The sequence below is a fragment of the Gilliamella sp. LMG 34360 genome (assembly GCF_984568995.1).
In genome coordinates this window covers 662132-677483 of sequence record NZ_OZ474900.1, presented here as the reverse complement: position 1 = coordinate 677483, position 15352 = coordinate 662132, and the positions used below count along the sequence as shown (strand labels likewise).

The 15352-nt window shown below is 35.2% G+C and carries 16 protein-coding genes; 4 read left to right on the top strand and 12 right to left on the bottom strand.

The genetic code is table 11. The features are described 5' to 3' along the window. The first annotated feature begins 6 nt into the window (after positions 1 to 6). The 4 genes from metK to AC5LW9_RS03085 all read left to right on the top strand — a co-directional run bounded on the left by metK (position 7) and on the right by AC5LW9_RS03085 (position 3114). Positions 7 to 1158, top strand: coding sequence for a methionine adenosyltransferase (gene metK / locus AC5LW9_RS03100; protein WP_198228863.1), 1152 nt, complete (start codon positions 7 to 9; stop codon positions 1156 to 1158). Then, a complete protein-coding gene (locus AC5LW9_RS03095; RefSeq protein WP_198228862.1) occupies positions 1142 to 1645 on the top strand; it encodes a SprT family zinc-dependent metalloprotease in 504 nt (167 codons plus the stop codon). Before metK ends, AC5LW9_RS03095 begins: the two co-directional genes overlap by 17 nt. A 258-nt stretch (positions 1646 to 1903) precedes the next feature. Next, positions 1904 to 2278, top strand: a complete 375-nt coding sequence (locus AC5LW9_RS03090; RefSeq protein ID WP_493456315.1) for a hypothetical protein — start codon at positions 1904 to 1906, stop codon at positions 2276 to 2278. Continuing rightward, complete coding sequence (locus AC5LW9_RS03085) at positions 2272 to 3114, top strand: 23S rRNA (adenine(2030)-N(6))-methyltransferase RlmJ (RefSeq protein WP_198236803.1); 843 nt, start codon at positions 2272 to 2274, stop codon at positions 3112 to 3114. The genes AC5LW9_RS03090 and AC5LW9_RS03085 overlap by 7 nt, the downstream gene beginning before the upstream one ends. Positions 3115 to 3225: 111 nt before the next feature. On the opposite strand, the gene AC5LW9_RS03080 is transcribed toward AC5LW9_RS03085, so the two are convergent. The 12 genes from AC5LW9_RS03080 to yceD all read right to left on the bottom strand — a co-directional run bounded on the left by AC5LW9_RS03080 (position 3226) and on the right by yceD (position 15188). Further along, positions 3226 to 3594: a diacylglycerol kinase gene (locus AC5LW9_RS03080; RefSeq protein ID WP_232352577.1), complete on the bottom strand. Its 369-nt coding sequence runs from the start codon at positions 3592 to 3594 to the stop codon at positions 3226 to 3228. 6 nt (positions 3595 to 3600) lie between these two features. Beyond that, a complete protein-coding gene (gene accA / locus AC5LW9_RS03075) occupies positions 3601 to 4560 on the bottom strand; it encodes an acetyl-CoA carboxylase carboxyl transferase subunit alpha (protein ID WP_198228860.1) in 960 nt (319 codons plus the stop codon). Between the two features lie 249 nt (positions 4561 to 4809). After that, positions 4810 to 8292: a DNA polymerase III subunit alpha gene (gene dnaE, locus AC5LW9_RS03070; protein ID WP_493456314.1), complete on the bottom strand. Its 3483-nt coding sequence runs from the start codon at positions 8290 to 8292 to the stop codon at positions 4810 to 4812. 175 nt (positions 8293 to 8467) lie between these two features. Beyond that, the gene (locus AC5LW9_RS03065) at positions 8468 to 8716 is read right to left on the bottom strand and encodes a dehydroquinate synthase/iron-containing alcohol dehydrogenase family protein (protein WP_198236801.1); all 249 of its coding nucleotides are present in this window, start codon (positions 8714 to 8716) and stop codon (positions 8468 to 8470) included. Positions 8717 to 8969: 253 nt separating this feature from the next. After that, entirely contained in the window at positions 8970 to 10214 is a 1245-nt protein-coding gene (fabF, locus tag AC5LW9_RS03060; protein WP_198228857.1) for a beta-ketoacyl-ACP synthase II, read from the bottom strand. A gap of 146 nt (positions 10215 to 10360) precedes the next feature. Beyond that, positions 10361 to 10594, bottom strand: coding sequence for an acyl carrier protein (gene acpP / locus AC5LW9_RS03055; protein ID WP_034948180.1), 234 nt, complete (start codon positions 10592 to 10594; stop codon positions 10361 to 10363). A 149-nt stretch (positions 10595 to 10743) separates the two neighbouring features. Continuing rightward, positions 10744 to 11478, bottom strand: a complete 735-nt coding sequence (gene fabG / locus AC5LW9_RS03050; RefSeq protein WP_198228856.1) for a 3-oxoacyl-ACP reductase FabG — start codon at positions 11476 to 11478, stop codon at positions 10744 to 10746. Positions 11479 to 11497: 19 nt separating this feature from the next. Continuing rightward, a complete protein-coding gene (gene fabD, locus AC5LW9_RS03045; RefSeq protein ID WP_198236800.1) occupies positions 11498 to 12433 on the bottom strand; it encodes an ACP S-malonyltransferase in 936 nt (311 codons plus the stop codon). Positions 12434 to 12468: 35 nt separating this feature from the next. Then, a complete protein-coding gene (locus AC5LW9_RS03040) occupies positions 12469 to 13422 on the bottom strand; it encodes a beta-ketoacyl-ACP synthase III (protein WP_198228854.1) in 954 nt (317 codons plus the stop codon). A gap of 4 nt (positions 13423 to 13426) precedes the next feature. After that, positions 13427 to 14473, bottom strand: coding sequence for a phosphate acyltransferase PlsX (gene plsX, locus AC5LW9_RS03035; protein ID WP_493456313.1), 1047 nt, complete (start codon positions 14471 to 14473; stop codon positions 13427 to 13429). Between the two features lie 33 nt (positions 14474 to 14506). After that, positions 14507 to 14674, bottom strand: a complete 168-nt coding sequence (gene rpmF / locus AC5LW9_RS03030) for a 50S ribosomal protein L32 (RefSeq protein WP_198228852.1) — start codon at positions 14672 to 14674, stop codon at positions 14507 to 14509. 4 nt (positions 14675 to 14678) lie between these two features. After that, a complete protein-coding gene (yceD, locus tag AC5LW9_RS03025) occupies positions 14679 to 15188 on the bottom strand; it encodes a 23S rRNA accumulation protein YceD (RefSeq protein WP_198228851.1) in 510 nt (169 codons plus the stop codon). Positions 15189 to 15352 lie beyond the last annotated feature (164 nt).

The following is a 15352-nucleotide window of genomic DNA, read 5'->3' as shown; positions in this document are numbered from 1 at the left end:
TATTCTATGTCAGAATTTTTATTTACATCTGAATCTGTTTCAGAAGGTCATCCAGATAAAATTGCCGATCAAATATCTGATGCCGTACTTGATGCAATCTTAAAGCAAGATCCAAAGGCTCGCGTTGCTTGCGAGACGTATGTAAAAACAGGTATGGCATTAGTTGGCGGTGAAATTACGACTTCTGCTTGGGTAGATATAGAAGAATTAACAAGAAAAACAATTAATGATATTGGTTATACCAGTTCAGAAATGGGATTTGATGCAAATTCTTGTGCTGTATTAAATGCAATTGGTAAACAATCTCCCGATATTAATCAAGGTGTAGATAGAGAAGATCCATTGGAACAAGGTGCCGGTGACCAAGGTATTATGTTTGGTTATGCAACTAATGAAATGCCTAATCTAATGCCTGCTGCAATCAGCTATGCTCATGATTTGATGCGCCGCCAAGCTGAAGTAAGAAAAAATGGTACGCTTCCATGGTTAAGACCTGATGCAAAAAGCCAAGTCACATTAATTTATCAAAATGGACAAATAAAAGGGGTCGATACAATCGTTTTATCAACCCAACATTCGGATGGAATTGAACAAAAGGTTATACAAGAGGCAGTAATGGAGGAAATCATTAAACCGACATTGCCTGCCGAATGGTTAACCTCAAGAACTAAATATTTTATTAATCCAACTGGGCGATTTGTTATTGGTGGTCCAATGGGAGATTGTGGATTAACTGGTCGAAAAATCATTGTAGATACTTATGGTGGTGCAGCCCATCACGGTGGTGGAGCTTTTTCAGGAAAAGATCCTTCAAAGGTTGATCGCTCAGCGGCTTATGCAGCAAGATATGTTGCTAAAAATCTTGTGGCAGCAGGGCTTGCTGATAAATGTGAATTGCAAATTTCTTATGCAATTGGTGTTGCTAACCCTACTTCTGTTTATGTTAATACTTTTGGTACTGAGAAAATTGGACACGATAAAATTGTCTCGTTAATCAAAGAATTTTTTGATCTAAGACCTTATGGGCTAATTCAAATGCTTGATCTGATTCAACCAATTTATCAAAAAACTGCAACCTACGGTCATTTTGGTCGGGATATATTTCCTTGGGAAAAAACCGATAAAGCAGCACTACTTCGCGATGCAGCAGGATTATAAACGCATACCAATTTATTTACATAATCAGGTAATGGCTTGTTTAAGAGGATACTTACTTCAAGCCAATCGCCTGCTACACACTGAATATAAAGAACCAAAAATTAGTTATAAATCAAAAGGCAGCATTGCAGGTAGTGCAGTATTAAATTGTTGGGAAATTCAACTTAACATCACAATGCTTTGTGAAAATGGGGAAAATTTTATTGAGGAGGTTGTTCCTCATGAATTAGCTCATCTTATTACCTTTCAAATCTATGGAAAAGTAAAACCTCATGGTAAAGAATGGCAATATATCATGTCAGAAATAATGAAGAAGCCCCCTAAAGTTACCCATAATTTTAATTTTAAACGTTACGAGTATGTATATATATGTGATTGCCAAGAACATTATTTATCACCAATAAGACATAATAAAATTAAAAAGAATAAAACTAGTTATCAATGTCGTAAATGCGGTACTATACTTAAACTTAAAAATATTATTTAATTATTAAAATAAATTATGCCTAAATTTGATACACACTTTTACAAAAGCTCTATGTTTATTGTGATTCTGAGCATTTTTCTATATATTACAGGTAACTTTTGGCTTCCGTTATACAATAACTTAACTGTTAGCTTAGTTGAACATTTACAGTCATTATTCTTATTATTTATGTGTTGTTACACATATCATTATGCTAAAAGCGTTAAGAATCATACAACCCTTTTTAAATTCTGGATTTGGACAATATTTTGGTGGTTTATGCTTTTTGGTCGAGGCATTAGCTGGGGACGGGATTTTTTCCCTGATGTTCCCCGTATTTATTATAAAATTATTGCCAGTATTATCATTGCAATCCCATTATTAACTATATTTTTGCCAATTATTCGTCAAGAAATAGTTCGTCGATATAAATATGAGACAATTCCCGTTTGGCATTTATTTTTTGCATTTCTTTTTTTAGGTATTGCTGACGTTGCTGAACATAGACGTTTAGGATATGAATTTTTAGTTTTAGAACCTACTCGAAAAGATCTAATTGAAGAGTTGATGGAAATACCATGTCTTTTAAGTTTAGCATTAACAACTTTCTATATGCAGAAAAATGAACAAAAGAGGTTAAATAAGTCATGTTAAGCTATCGGCATAGCTATCACGCAGGAAATCATGCAGATGTATTAAAACATATTGTATTAACATTATGCATCAACGCATTAAAAGAAAAAGAAAAACCTTTTTTATATTTAGATACACATTCTGGCGCTGGTAGATATTTGTTGAAAAGTGAGCATTCGGAAAAAACTGGAGAATATTTATCAGGGATTAATCTGCTATGGCAACAACCTAATATACCGGAATTGCTTAACACTTATCTATCTGTAATAAAAAGGTATAATCCTTTTAGTGAGTTAAAATATTATCCAGGATCACCTTTAATTGCTAAACAATTATTACGACAACAAGACAAGCTTAATTTAACAGAATTACATCCTACAGATTATCCATTATTACGTCAGGAATTTAGTAAAGATAAAAGAGCAAAAGTGTTACGTGAAGATGGTTTTGCACAATTAAAATCTAAGCTACCACATCAGTTTCGTCGTGGGATTATTTTAATTGATCCGTCTTATGAAATTAAAGACGATTATCAAATAATACCTAAAGCATTATTTGAAGCTTATAAACGTTTTGCAACGGGTGTTTATCTAATTTGGTATCCAGTTGTATCACGAACACAAACTCAAAAAATGATTGATAGTATTATTAAATTAGGAATTAGACGAATTTCACAATTTGAATTAGCAATAAAACCAGATAATAATCAGAAAGGTATGACTGCTTCAGGAATGCTAGTGATTAATCCACCATGGAAATTACATGAACAAATGCAAACAATATTACCATGGCTAAAAAATACCTTAGATGTTGAGAAAACTGGTAGTTTTATTGCGAAAGAGCTGGTTTCGGAATAATATCAATTTTATTAAAAATGCGAGTAACGATCTCGCATTTTTAATATGAATGTCTATAGTAAATTTACTTTTTGTCTAGATGTTTCAAGAAAACACCACGTTTAAGTAATATTAAGAGAAAAAATGACAAGAAAATAGATAAATCCATAAAATAACAGTCAATAACAGAGACATAAATACTGCCGCAGAACCATAGTCCTTTGCTCGTCCAGATAATTCATGTCTTTCGCTACCGATTCGATCGACAACGCATTCAATAGCACTGTTAAGTAATTCTACAATCATAACAAAACCTATTGAGCCAAGTAATAAAATTCGCTCATAGATGGTAAAATCAATTAACATAACTATAATATAAGCTACCAATAACAAAATTAATTCTTGTCGAAATGCCGTTTCATATTTAATTGCAGATTTAAAACCTTTTAGAGAATACTTTGTGGCATTAACAATGCGCTGTAATCCTGTCGATTTTTCCATTATAAATTATCTCACATAACCATAATTCATTAATCGTTGAAATCTTCTTTCAAGTAAAGCCGATAAATCCATATTTTCAAGTTCATCAAGATCACTAAGCAATTGTTTTTTTAATGATGCAGCTACTTTTGCATAATCACGATGCGCCCCACCAAGTGGCTCCGGTACAATTGCATCAATAAGATTTAGTTTAAGTAATTTATCAGCGGTCATGTTCATTGCTTCAGCCGCTACAGATGCTTTATCAGCACTTTTCCATAAAATAGATGCACAACCTTCAGGCGAAATAACTGAATAAGTACTATATTGCATCATATTAACTTTATCTGATACGCCAATAGCAAGTGCACCTCCAGACCCACCTTCACCAATAACAGTACAAATTGTAGGTACTTTAAGACGTGACATTTCTCGCAAATTTCTGGCAATAGCCTCAGCTTGGCCGCGTTCTTCCGCTCCAATTCCAGGATATGCGCCAGGAGTATCAATAAAAGTAATAATAGGTAATTTAAAACGCTCCGCTAATTGCATTAGCCTTAATGCTTTGCGATAACCTTCTGGAGCAGGCATACCAAAGTTACGATATATCTTCTGTTTGGTTTCTCGTCCCTTTTGATGTCCGATAACCATAACTGTACGTTCATCAATACGAGCGATACCACCAACTATTGCTTTATCATCGGCATATGCACGATCACCAGCCAACTCATCAAAATCAGTGAAAATCTCTTTTATGTAATCTAGTGTATAGGGTCTATTGGGGTGTCTAGCTAATTGTGCTACATCCCAGGGCGATAGGTTTGCAAATATTTTTTTTGTTAACTCACGGCTTTTTCGATTTAATTGTTTAATCTCTTTATCTAAATTTAGATCTAATTCAACTTGTTGAGAATCAATATTCTTTAAGGAATTAATTTTTGCTTCTAATTCCGCTATCGGCTTTTCAAATTCCAAAAAATTGTTCATAACGCTTATGATTGCCTCTTATTTTATTTGTATTTCCTAAAAAATACATCATTAACTACAGTATACTGACTATTTCTTAAGATAAAATTAAGTCAATTCTACTATGTAATACTTATTGAAGTCACCAATATTTATATCAATTTACTTCAATTATCTAAAAATAAAGTCACTAATTTTTAATAATAGTGACTTTAATTGATCTGATCTTTTAAATCAATAACACTCAATTGATAGGTAATTATTTAGTTATTATTTGTCAAACTCAAATTCAATGCGATCGTTACCAAGTAATGTTTTTAATTCTACAATTAAAGCATCTTCTGGTATTATTCGCCATGTAGTACCAAATTGAATACGAACTACAGAATCATCACGATGATAATATAAATTAACTGGTACACTTCCATGACGATAAGGTTCAAAAATTTGTTGTAATCGTTGTAATATTGAACGATTAGCTTCAATTTCAGTTAATGTAATAGCAAGACCTTTTACATATTTTGCTCGAGCATCTTTTAAATCTACAATATCTCGTACTGACATTTTGAGTCCACCATTAAAATCATCGTGACTAACTTGTCCTGACACAATGAGAATTTTATCTTTTACGAGTAGATGCCCGAATTTTTCCAAAGAATCGGCAAACAGCATGCCATCAATACGACCAGAACGGTCATCTAGAGTAAACAAACCAATCTTATTACCTTTTTTAGTTATCCTAACTCTAGCATCAGCAACTATACCTGCAAAAGTTGCAAGTTTTCCCCAACCAGTAGGAGAAGCCTCGCTTATTCGTAACCCTCCGGAATAACGATTCAATTCCTTTAAATACTGAGTTACTGGATGGCCTGTTAAATATAGTCCTAATGCTTCTCGCTCACCATCTAATAATACTTGAGCAGGTAATTCGGGAACTGCAGCATAAGCATGTTCAACTTGCTCTGGCTCCTCGGCTAAAACACCGAACATATCTTCTTGTCCGATATCTTGGGCTTTGGCATATTGATCTGCGGCTTGCATCGCATCATTAATACTATGTAAAATTGCTGCTCGATGTGGTCCTAATTTGTCAAAAGCACCAGCCATAGTTAGCTTTTCAAGTATCCGGCGATTGATTTTCTTCATGTCTGTTCTGGCACAAAGTTCAAAGATATTTTTAAAATATCCTCCACTGTTACGAGCTTCAACAATAGCTTCAATTGGTCCTTCACCAACCCCTTTTATAGCACCTATACCGTAAACAATCTCACCCTTATCATTCACATGAAAATGGTAAAGACCACTATTAATATCAGGAGGATTAACTTTTAATCCCATTCTTAAACATTCATCAACTAAACCAACGATTTTGTCAGTATTATCCATATCAGCCGTCATCACTGCTGCCATAAATTCAGCCGGATAGTGTGTTTTTAACCACAATGTTTGATAAGAAACAAGTGCATAAGCAGCAGAATGAGATTTATTAAATCCATAACCAGCAAACTTTTCAACTAAATCGAATATACGCATCGCAAGTTCGCCATCAACACCTTGTTTTTCTGCTCCTTCTTTGAACACAGAGCGCTGTTTTGCCATTTCTTCAGGTTTTTTCTTACCCATAGCTCGACGCAATAAATCGGCCCCACCTAACGTGTAACCAGATAAGGTTTGAGCGATCTGCATAACTTGTTCTTGATATAAAATAATACCATAGGTTGGATCTAATATTGGTTTTAATGACTCATGTTGGTATTTTATATCGGGATAAGAAACATCTTCCCGACCGTGTTTACGATCGATAAAATTATCTACCATGCCAGATTGTAGTGGACCAGGACGAAACAGTGCTACTAACGCTATCATATCCTCAAAACAGTCTGGTTTTAAACGCCGAATCAAATCTTTCATTCCTCTAGATTCCAGCTGGAATACAGCTGTTGTTTCGGCTTTTAACAACAACTCAAAAGAATCTTTATCATCAAGTTCTATACGATTGATATCAACTGGCGGCTGACCATTTCTCAACTGACGTTCATTAATCATTTTAATTGCCCAATTAATAATGGTTAATGTACGTAGTCCTAAAAAGTCAAACTTTACCAGTCCAGCATATTCAACATCATTTTTATCAAACTGAGTTACAGGATGATTTCCCTCTGGATCACAATAAATTGGTGCGAAATCCGTAATCTTAGTCGGTGAAATCACCACCCCACCAGCATGTTTACCCGCATTTCGTGTGACCCCTTCTAATTGACGTGCAATGTCAATTAATGATTTAATCTCTTCATTATTATCGTATAAATCTTGGAGTTGAGGTTCAACTTCAAAAGCTTTTGCTAGAGTCATTCCTGGATCAAGTGGAATTAATTTAGAAATACGATCAACAAATCCATAAGGATGTCCTAGTACTCGACCGACATCACGTATTACCGCTTTAGCTGCCATCGTACCAAAAGTGATAATTTGTGAAACAGCATCCCGACCGTACATATCAGCAACATGGTCGATAACCAGATCGCGTTTTTCCATACAAAAGTCGACATCAAAGTCAGGCATTGAAACACGTTCGGGATTCAAGAAACGTTCAAACAGCAAATCAAAAGCTAACGGATCTAAATCAGTAATTTTTAAAGCATAAGCAACGAGAGAGCCCGCACCAGATCCACGTCCAGGTCCGACAGGAATATCATTATCCTTTGACCATTGAATAAACTCCATAACTATCAGGAAATAGCCAGGAAAGCCCATCTGATTAATGACGTTTAATTCTGTTTCCAAGCGTTCGTCATATTCCGATCTTCTTTGTTTTCTTGTTTCAGGATCGGGAAATAAAAATTCAAGTCTTTCTTCTAAACCGATTTTTGATTTATATACTAAAAAATCTTCAGTTGACATATCTCCAGTTGGAAATTTAGGTAAAAAGTATTCACCAAGTCGAATTGTAACATTACATCGTTTTGCTATTTCAACGCTATTTGCCAAAGCTTCAGGAATATCCGAAAATAGGTCACACATTTCTTGTTCACTACGAAGATACTGTTGAGACGAGTAGTTTTTAGGGCGATTAGGATCTTCAAGTGTATTACCATCATGAATGGCCACACGAATTTCATGAGCTTCAAAATCTGAGGATTTTAAAAATCTAACATCATTGGTAGCAACAACAGGTAATTGATGTTGTTCGGCAAGTTTTACGGCCGTATGAATGAATAATTCTTCATTAGTACGACCCGTTCGTACCAGTTCAAAATAAAAATGATTAGGAAAATTTTCAAAATAAAAATTAATTCCATTATCAATTATTGCCTGATTATTACGAGTAATGCCAATACCAATATCACTTTCTTTTCCAGCTAAAACAATTAATCCTGCTCTATGCTCAACCAGCCATTGTTGATCTACTACAGGCATATCACCAATATAGCCACGCTGATAAGCTTTAGAAATTAATAAAGTAAGATTTTGATATCCCTCATTTGTTGCAGCTAATAATGTTAACTGATAGATATCATCTGATAGTTGAGGATTTTTAATAACTAAATCGGCACCAATAATAGGTTTAATTCCTTTGGACATTGCAGAACCATAAAATTTAACCAGTCCGCAAAGATTTGTAAAATCAGTGATCGCAAAAGCTGGCATCTGTAATTTGCTCACTTCACTAACTAATGTACCGACTTTAGCAATTCCATCAATCATGGAAAAATCGCTATGTAGATGAAGATGAATAAATTTGGGTTCTGCCATAATTACCAGAAATAAAAATGATATAAAAATTGGTTTGCATTATAACACAAGCAAGATGAATATTCTTATTCTGTTTACATGCACAAATTTATATAAAGTCGTAATAATAGAAATTCCCGTACGCAATATCAACGAGAACTTTTTAACTGTAGATAACATAATCTAAATAGAGTTTTTAATGTTTTTTACGACGTAATCGTTCTGCATTTAATACTTTTATTGCGGAAAATACTTTTTTTGGGTTAACTTCAGCAGGTGAGTTATAGATCGATTCACCTTCAGCACAAGATAATAAAACTGCTTTTATCAAGTCATCATAATTAACATCAATTAAATCTATTTCTGAAAGAGTTGTTGGTAATCCAACTGATTCACAAAATGTATAAACAGTATCAATCATATCTGGATCGCTGTCTATCAACATTAAAATTGCTAAGGTACCTATCGCGATTTTTTCACCATGCCAATAATCACGCGTTGATTCTAATGCAGTAAAACCATTATGGATTGCATGAGCCTCAGATAGCCTATACTTTCAAATCTAAAGCCAGAAAATATTTTAAAATTAGACACATTGACCTTTTTATCTAGATAATTTTAACCATTATTAAGCAGTAATATAGAAAGGAATTTCTCACTCCCATCACTTTTTATAGTGATGGGAAAGCAAAATAGAATTACATTTTTTTAAATAACACTGAACCATTGGTTCCACCGAAACCAAAGGAGTTACAAAGTGCATATTCTAAATTCTTAACTTGACGAGCGGTATGAGGTACATAATCAAGATCACAACCGTCAGCTGGGTTATCCAGATTAATAGTTGGTGGAATAGATTGATCATGTAATGCCTGCACAGTAAAAATTGACTCAACAGCACCTGCTGCACCAAGTAAATGACCAATCATTGACTTAGTTGAGCTAACCATTACTTTATTAGCATTTTCTTTAAAAATACTTTTAACCGCTTGCGTTTCAGCTATATCACCAGCTGGTGTAGATGTACCATGAGCATTAATATATCCCACTTGTTCAGGAGTTATTCCTGCATCACGAAGTGCGCATTTCATAGCTAACGCCGCACCACTGCCATCTGGTGGTGGTGAGGTCATATGATATGCATCACTACTCATACCAAATCCAACTAATTCAGCGTAAATTTTAGCGCCACGTTTTTTTGCATGTTCATATTCTTCTAAGAACATAATACCCGCACCATCACCAAGCACAAAACCATCTCGATCTTTGTCCCATGGTCGACTTGCACCTTTAGGATTATCATTATTTGTAGATAATGCACGAGCTGCGCCAAACCCGCCAATACCAAGTGGAGTACTTCCTTTTTCTGCACCACCAGCTAGCATTGCATCAGCATCACCATAAGCAATCATGCGCGCAGCATTCCCTATATTATGAACACCTGAAGAACAAGCTGTAGCAATAGCAATACTTGGTCCTTTTAATCCATAAATAATGGATAGATGTCCTGCAATCATATTAACAATTGTAGATGGCACAAAAAACGGGCTAATTTTCCTTGGTCCACCATTAACTAATGCACTGTGATTTTCTTCAATTAATCCAAGTCCACCAATACCAGAACCAATAGCACAACCAATACGTTCTGCATTTTCTTCCGTTATTTCAATACCAGCATCTTGCATTGCTTGTATACCTGCGGCAATACCATATTGGATAAAATAATCCATTTTACGCGCATCTTTACGTGAAATATTATAATTTTCGCCATCAAAGTTCTTAACCATAGCGGCGAAGTGCGTTGCGAAAGGGGCAGTATCAAAGTGTTCTATGAGTTCAACACCACTTTGACCAGCTAGAAGTGCTTGCCAAGTGGATTCAACTGTATTACCGACTGGAGATATCATGCCCATTCCTGTGACAACAACTCTGCGTTTAGACACATTGTCCTCCAGAAAAGGATTGAAATGAAATTTGAATCATTGAAAATTTATTTTAAGTTTTCGTTCAATATTCTCAAATTATAAAATTAAAGATAAGTATACGAACTAGGCGATCACTTGACCGCCTATTAAAAAACTCTGCAACCTTACTGATTTGCAGTAATATAATCAATTGCTGATTGTACAGTTGTAATTTTTTCAGCTTCTTCATCAGGAATTTCAGTATCAAATTCTTCTTCCAAAGCCATAACTAGCTCAACTGTATCAAGTGAGTCAGCACCAAGATCTTCAACGAAAGAAGATTCATTTTTAACTTCTTCCTCTTTCACACCAAGTTGCTCAACAATAATTTTCTTAACTCGCTCTTCAATAGTACTCATACTCTTTTTTTTCCTATAAAAATCGCCAAAGTGGCGGTGAATGTAAGTTTATAAAATGTTGAAAAAGATGCAAATCATTTTTCAACCCAATTGCTTATTTTTTAAGCTTAATGTTAAAATATTGGCTTATTTTACACTATTCTAATCAATTACACCATATACATGCCACCATTGACATGTAAAGTTTCACCAGTAATATAAGATGCTTCATCTGATGCTAAAAATGCTACTGCATTTGCAATTTCAGTTGGTTCACCTAAACGCCCTGCTGGAACTTGTGCCAATGTTAATGCTTTTTGTTCATCTGTTAAAGCTGCTGTCATATCTGTTGCAATAAAGCCGGGCGCAACAACATTAACGGTAATACCTCTTGAAGCTACCTCACGGGCAAGTGATTTACTAAAGCCAATTAGTCCAGCTTTAGCTGCGGCATAATTAGCCTGCCCTGCATTACCCATAGTACCAACTACTGAACCAATAGTTATAATTCTGCCATAACGCTTTTTCATCATTGTACGCATTAATACTTTAGATAAACGGAAAACAGAAGTTAAATTTGTATCTAAAATATCCTGCCATTCATCATTTTTCATTCGCATTAACAAATTATCACGAGTAATGCCAGCATTATTAACCAAAATATCAATATCACCAAATTCAGCTTTGATTGTACTAATTACCGATTCAATTGATGCTTCATCAGTAACATTTAAGGCTAATCCTTTACCATTTTGGCCTAAGTATTGGCTAATAGCCTCAGCACCATTTTCTGTTGTCGCTGTTCCAATGACTGTTGCGCCACAGGCAACAAGTTTTTCTGCAATTGCTTTACCAATGCCACGACTAGCGCCAGTGACTAAAGCAATTTTTCCTGATAGGTTCATATTTACCTCTTTTTATCTTTTATTTAGTAATTTCCAATGCGGCATCTAATGAAGCTTTATCATTGACAGCACAACCAGACAGCGTGTCGACAATACGTTTAGTTAGACCTGTTAATACTTTACCAGGCCCCATTTCCACTAACAATGTTACACCTTGATTAGCCATTTCTTCAACTGTTTCAGTCCAGCGTACTGGGCTATAAAGCTGAGCAATTAAAGCTCCTTTAATATTGTCAGCTGCAGATTCAACTTTGACATTAACGTTGTTAATTACGGCAAATTTTGGTGCGTTAAACGTGATGCTATTTAGGGTTGATGCTAATTTATCCGCCGCAGGCTTCATTAAAGCACAGTGTGAAGGTACGCTCACTGCAAGAGGTAATGCTCGTTTAGCTCCCGCCTCTTTACATAAAGCACCTGCTCGCTCAACCGCTTCTTTATTACCTGCAATAACAACTTGACCAGGAGAATTAAAATTCACCGGTGCAACAACTTGTCCGTGCGCCGCTTGTTCGCATGCAAGACGAATTGAGTCATTATCTAATCCAATAATTGCATACATAGCACCTGTACCATTTGGTACGGCTTCTTGCATTAATTTTCCCCGCAACTCAACAAGTTTAATCGCATCTTTAAAATCAATCACACCCGCACAAACTAAAGCTGAATACTCACCTAAACTGTGTCCTGCCATAAAATCGGGTTCAGAACCATTTTCGCTTTGCCATACTCTATATATAGCTACAGATGAGGCAAGTAATGCTGGTTGCGTTTGCCATGTTTTATTTAATTCTTCTGCCGGGCCAGTTTGTATTAAGGCCCATAAATCATAACCGAGTACTTCAGAGGCTTCCGCAAAAGTTGATTTCACAATTGGATAATTATCAGCAAGATCTTTTAACATGCCGACAGTTTGTGAACCTTGTCCTGGAAATACCATTGCAAATTTGGTCATTATTAAATCCTTGATCATTAAAAATAGAGCATAAATTAAAATCTAATTAGTGCAGAACCCCAAACAAAGCCACCACCAAAAGCTTCTAACAGAATTAGTTGACCTCGTTGAATTCGCCCATCTCGCACACCTGTATCTAAAGCACAAGGAACAGAAGCAGCGGAAGTATTACCCTGTTTATCTAATGTGACAATAACTTTACTCATATCCATATCTAAACGTTTAGCTGTTGCTGAAATAATTCTTAAATTAGCTTGATGTGGCACCAGCCAATCTAGATCTGCTTTATTAAATGAGTTTTCCATTAAAAGCTCATCAACTAAATTCGAAAGTTCTTTAACAGCAACTTTAAACACTTCGTTACCATGCATAGTCATATAAACAGGATCATTCATATTACGACGATCAACATATGGATACTTCAACAAGTCACCATAACGCCCATCAGCATGAAGATGTGAAGCAATAATACCAGGTTCATCTGATGCCCCAACAACAACCGCACCTGCACCATCACCAAAAATTATAATAGTACCACGGTCATTTGGATCAACACCTCGTGTTAACATATCTGAACCAACGACTAATGCATATTTAACAGCACCACTTTTAATGTATTTATCTGCGATATCAAGCGCATAAACAAATCCTGAGCAGGCAGCCGACACATCAAACGCAACGACATCATCAATATCTAGTTTAGCTTGTAATTCTGTTGCAGAACTAGGAAAAGCATTGGCTGAAGTTGCTGTTGCAACAATAATCATGCCAATATCATTTTTGTTGATATTTGCCATATCTATTGCATTTATAGCTGCCTCATAAGCCATACTTGTAACAGTTTCGTTTGGTTCAGCAATGCGTCTTTCCTTGATACCTGTTCGCGTTGTAATCCATTCATCGCTAGTATCGACCATTTTTTCAAGATCAGTATTAGTTCTTATCTGTTTTGGAAGATAACTCCCTGTTCCTAAAATCTTTGTATACATCTAATTATTCGCTCTTGGGTAATGCGGAAGAAAGGCTCATTGCAATCTTCTCTGGTATATTTGTTTGTATTGCCAAAATAGCTTGTTCAATTGCTGCAAAAAATGATTTTTGATTGGCACTACCGTGACTTTTAATCACAATACTTCGGAGTCCAAGCAAACAAGCTCCATTATAACGCCCAGGATCTAAATAACCAAAATTTTTTGTAATCATCCTTTGTAGCCATTTGCTTAATAATTTTATGAAAAATGAATGGCGACCTAAAGATAATTTAAATGAAGACATAAAAATTTTAATTAATCCTTCAACAGTTTTCAGTGTCACATTACCGACAAAACCATCACATACTAATACATCTGTTTTACCAGTTAAAAGTTCATTACCTTCCAAATAACCAATATAATTAATTTGATCATTAGATTTTAAGACCTCTGCTGCTGCTCGGATTTTATCCAAACCTTTAATATCTTCTTCACCAATATTAAGTAATGCAACTCGAGGATGTTCTATCTTAAGCACAGTTTTTGCTAGGATTTCGCCCATTATTGCAAATTGTACCAACATATCACTATCACACTGAGCATTAGCACCGAGATCTAATACTACGGTATTTTGATTATTTAAAGCGGGAATTGTAGCCACTAAAGCAGGACGATCAATCCCTGTTAATGAGTGTAATAACAGCTTTGATAGTCCCATTAATGCCCCTGTATTACCTGCACTCACACATGCTTGAGCCTTGTTATCTTTAACAAATTCAAGTGCTATTCGCATTGATGAGCCTTGGCTATGACGAATTGCATAAGAAGGTTTTATGTCATTAGCAATTACTGAACTTGATTCAATCAAATTTAATCTACTCTTTGATTGATATTGAGTGACAAGTTGGGAATTTTCTTTAGACAAAAAGAAATTGATTTCTGTTGGATCGCCGACCAGAAATAAAGAAAGGTTAGGATAACAATTTAGTGCTTGTATTGCTGCAGGTACAACAATACGAGGACCGAAGTCCCCGCTCATAGCATCTAACGCAATGGTTAGATTATCCAAAATGTCACCTGAAGATTTCTAATTAAATAGTTATTATTTAGAAATCACTTTACGACCACGATAATAACCATCAGCGGTTACGTGATGACGCAAATGAGTTTTACCTGATTCATCAACTGAGATATTAGAAACAGTTAATGCATCATGAGAACGACGCATACCACGTTTTGCACGAGTTTTACGATTCTGTTGAACAGCCATGGATTTACCCCTTATTCTTTAAACTAACTAAAATTGCAAATGGATTTGGTTTTTCATTCTCAGCAGGAATTTCACCAAATACCATATCTGCCTCAGACACTTCGCAGTGTTTACTATCATGTACCGGCGCAATTGGCAACGAAAGAATAATTTCGTCCTCAAGTAACGCTAATATCTCTACTTCGCCGAACTCGTTCATCAGAACAGGCTCATAATGTTCCGGTAGAGTCTCTGCTTGAGCATCGCTCTTAACAGGACTGAATTTATTCATCACATGAACTTCAGTGATAAAAGGTTTAAAACAACGTTGACAAATCAACTCTAACGTCATTTTTGCATCAATTGTGATAACACAAAGTTTTTGCTCATCATAATCAAAAGATAAGCTACATGTAATATCACTTTTTGGACAATCAACCCTAGTTATAGCTTGAATAGGATAATATCCAACATAATCAAGCCGTTTTTGCGCTGCTTTAATCGGGTCAATTGTTAATGGCAATTTATTTAGCATAAGATATGTTTATCTACCTTAAAATTTTATTCAGTATAGTTAAAAACTACACAATGCCGTAAGGCGCGCATATTACCTTTAAATCATGATTTCGTCAATGGGCGTAAACAAGATAATTTGTTTTAGTTATTGATTATTACCTTAATATTTATTCTGATTATATA

What these genes read in the sequence shown, in the direction of transcription:
- AC5LW9_RS03040 (WP_198228854.1), bottom strand. Translation starts at nt 13,422, where the DNA reads ATGTATACAAAGATTTTAGGAACAGGGAGTTATCTTCCAAAACAGATA.
- fabD (WP_198236800.1), bottom strand. Translation starts at nt 12,433, where the DNA reads ATGACCAAATTTGCAATGGTATTTCCAGGACAAGGTTCACAAACTGTC.
- AC5LW9_RS03095 (WP_198228862.1), top strand. Translation starts at nt 1,142, where the DNA reads ATGCAGCAGGATTATAAACGCATACCAATTTATTTACATAATCAGGTA.
- AC5LW9_RS03065 (WP_198236801.1), bottom strand. Translation starts at nt 8,716, where the DNA reads ATGTTGATAGACAGCGATCCAGATATGATTGATACTGTTTATACATTT.
- dnaE (WP_493456314.1), bottom strand. Translation starts at nt 8,292, where the DNA reads ATGGCAGAACCCAAATTTATTCATCTTCATCTACATAGCGATTTTTCC.
- accA (WP_198228860.1), bottom strand. Translation starts at nt 4,560, where the DNA reads ATGAACAATTTTTTGGAATTTGAAAAGCCGATAGCGGAATTAGAAGCA.
- metK (WP_198228863.1), top strand. Translation starts at nt 7, where the DNA reads ATGTCAGAATTTTTATTTACATCTGAATCTGTTTCAGAAGGTCATCCA.
- acpP (WP_034948180.1), bottom strand. Translation starts at nt 10,594, where the DNA reads ATGAGTACTATTGAAGAGCGAGTTAAGAAAATTATTGTTGAGCAACTT.
- AC5LW9_RS03080 (WP_232352577.1), bottom strand. Translation starts at nt 3,594, where the DNA reads ATGGAAAAATCGACAGGATTACAGCGCATTGTTAATGCCACAAAGTAT.
- fabG (WP_198228856.1), bottom strand. Translation starts at nt 11,478, where the DNA reads ATGAACCTATCAGGAAAAATTGCTTTAGTCACTGGCGCTAGTCGTGGC.
- rpmF (WP_198228852.1), bottom strand. Translation starts at nt 14,674, where the DNA reads ATGGCTGTTCAACAGAATCGTAAAACTCGTGCAAAACGTGGTATGCGT.
- yceD (WP_198228851.1), bottom strand. Translation starts at nt 15,188, where the DNA reads ATGCTAAATAAATTGCCATTAACAATTGACCCGATTAAAGCAGCGCAA.
- AC5LW9_RS03090 (WP_493456315.1), top strand. Translation starts at nt 1,904, where the DNA reads ATGCTTTTTGGTCGAGGCATTAGCTGGGGACGGGATTTTTTCCCTGAT.
- AC5LW9_RS03085 (WP_198236803.1), top strand. Translation starts at nt 2,272, where the DNA reads ATGTTAAGCTATCGGCATAGCTATCACGCAGGAAATCATGCAGATGTA.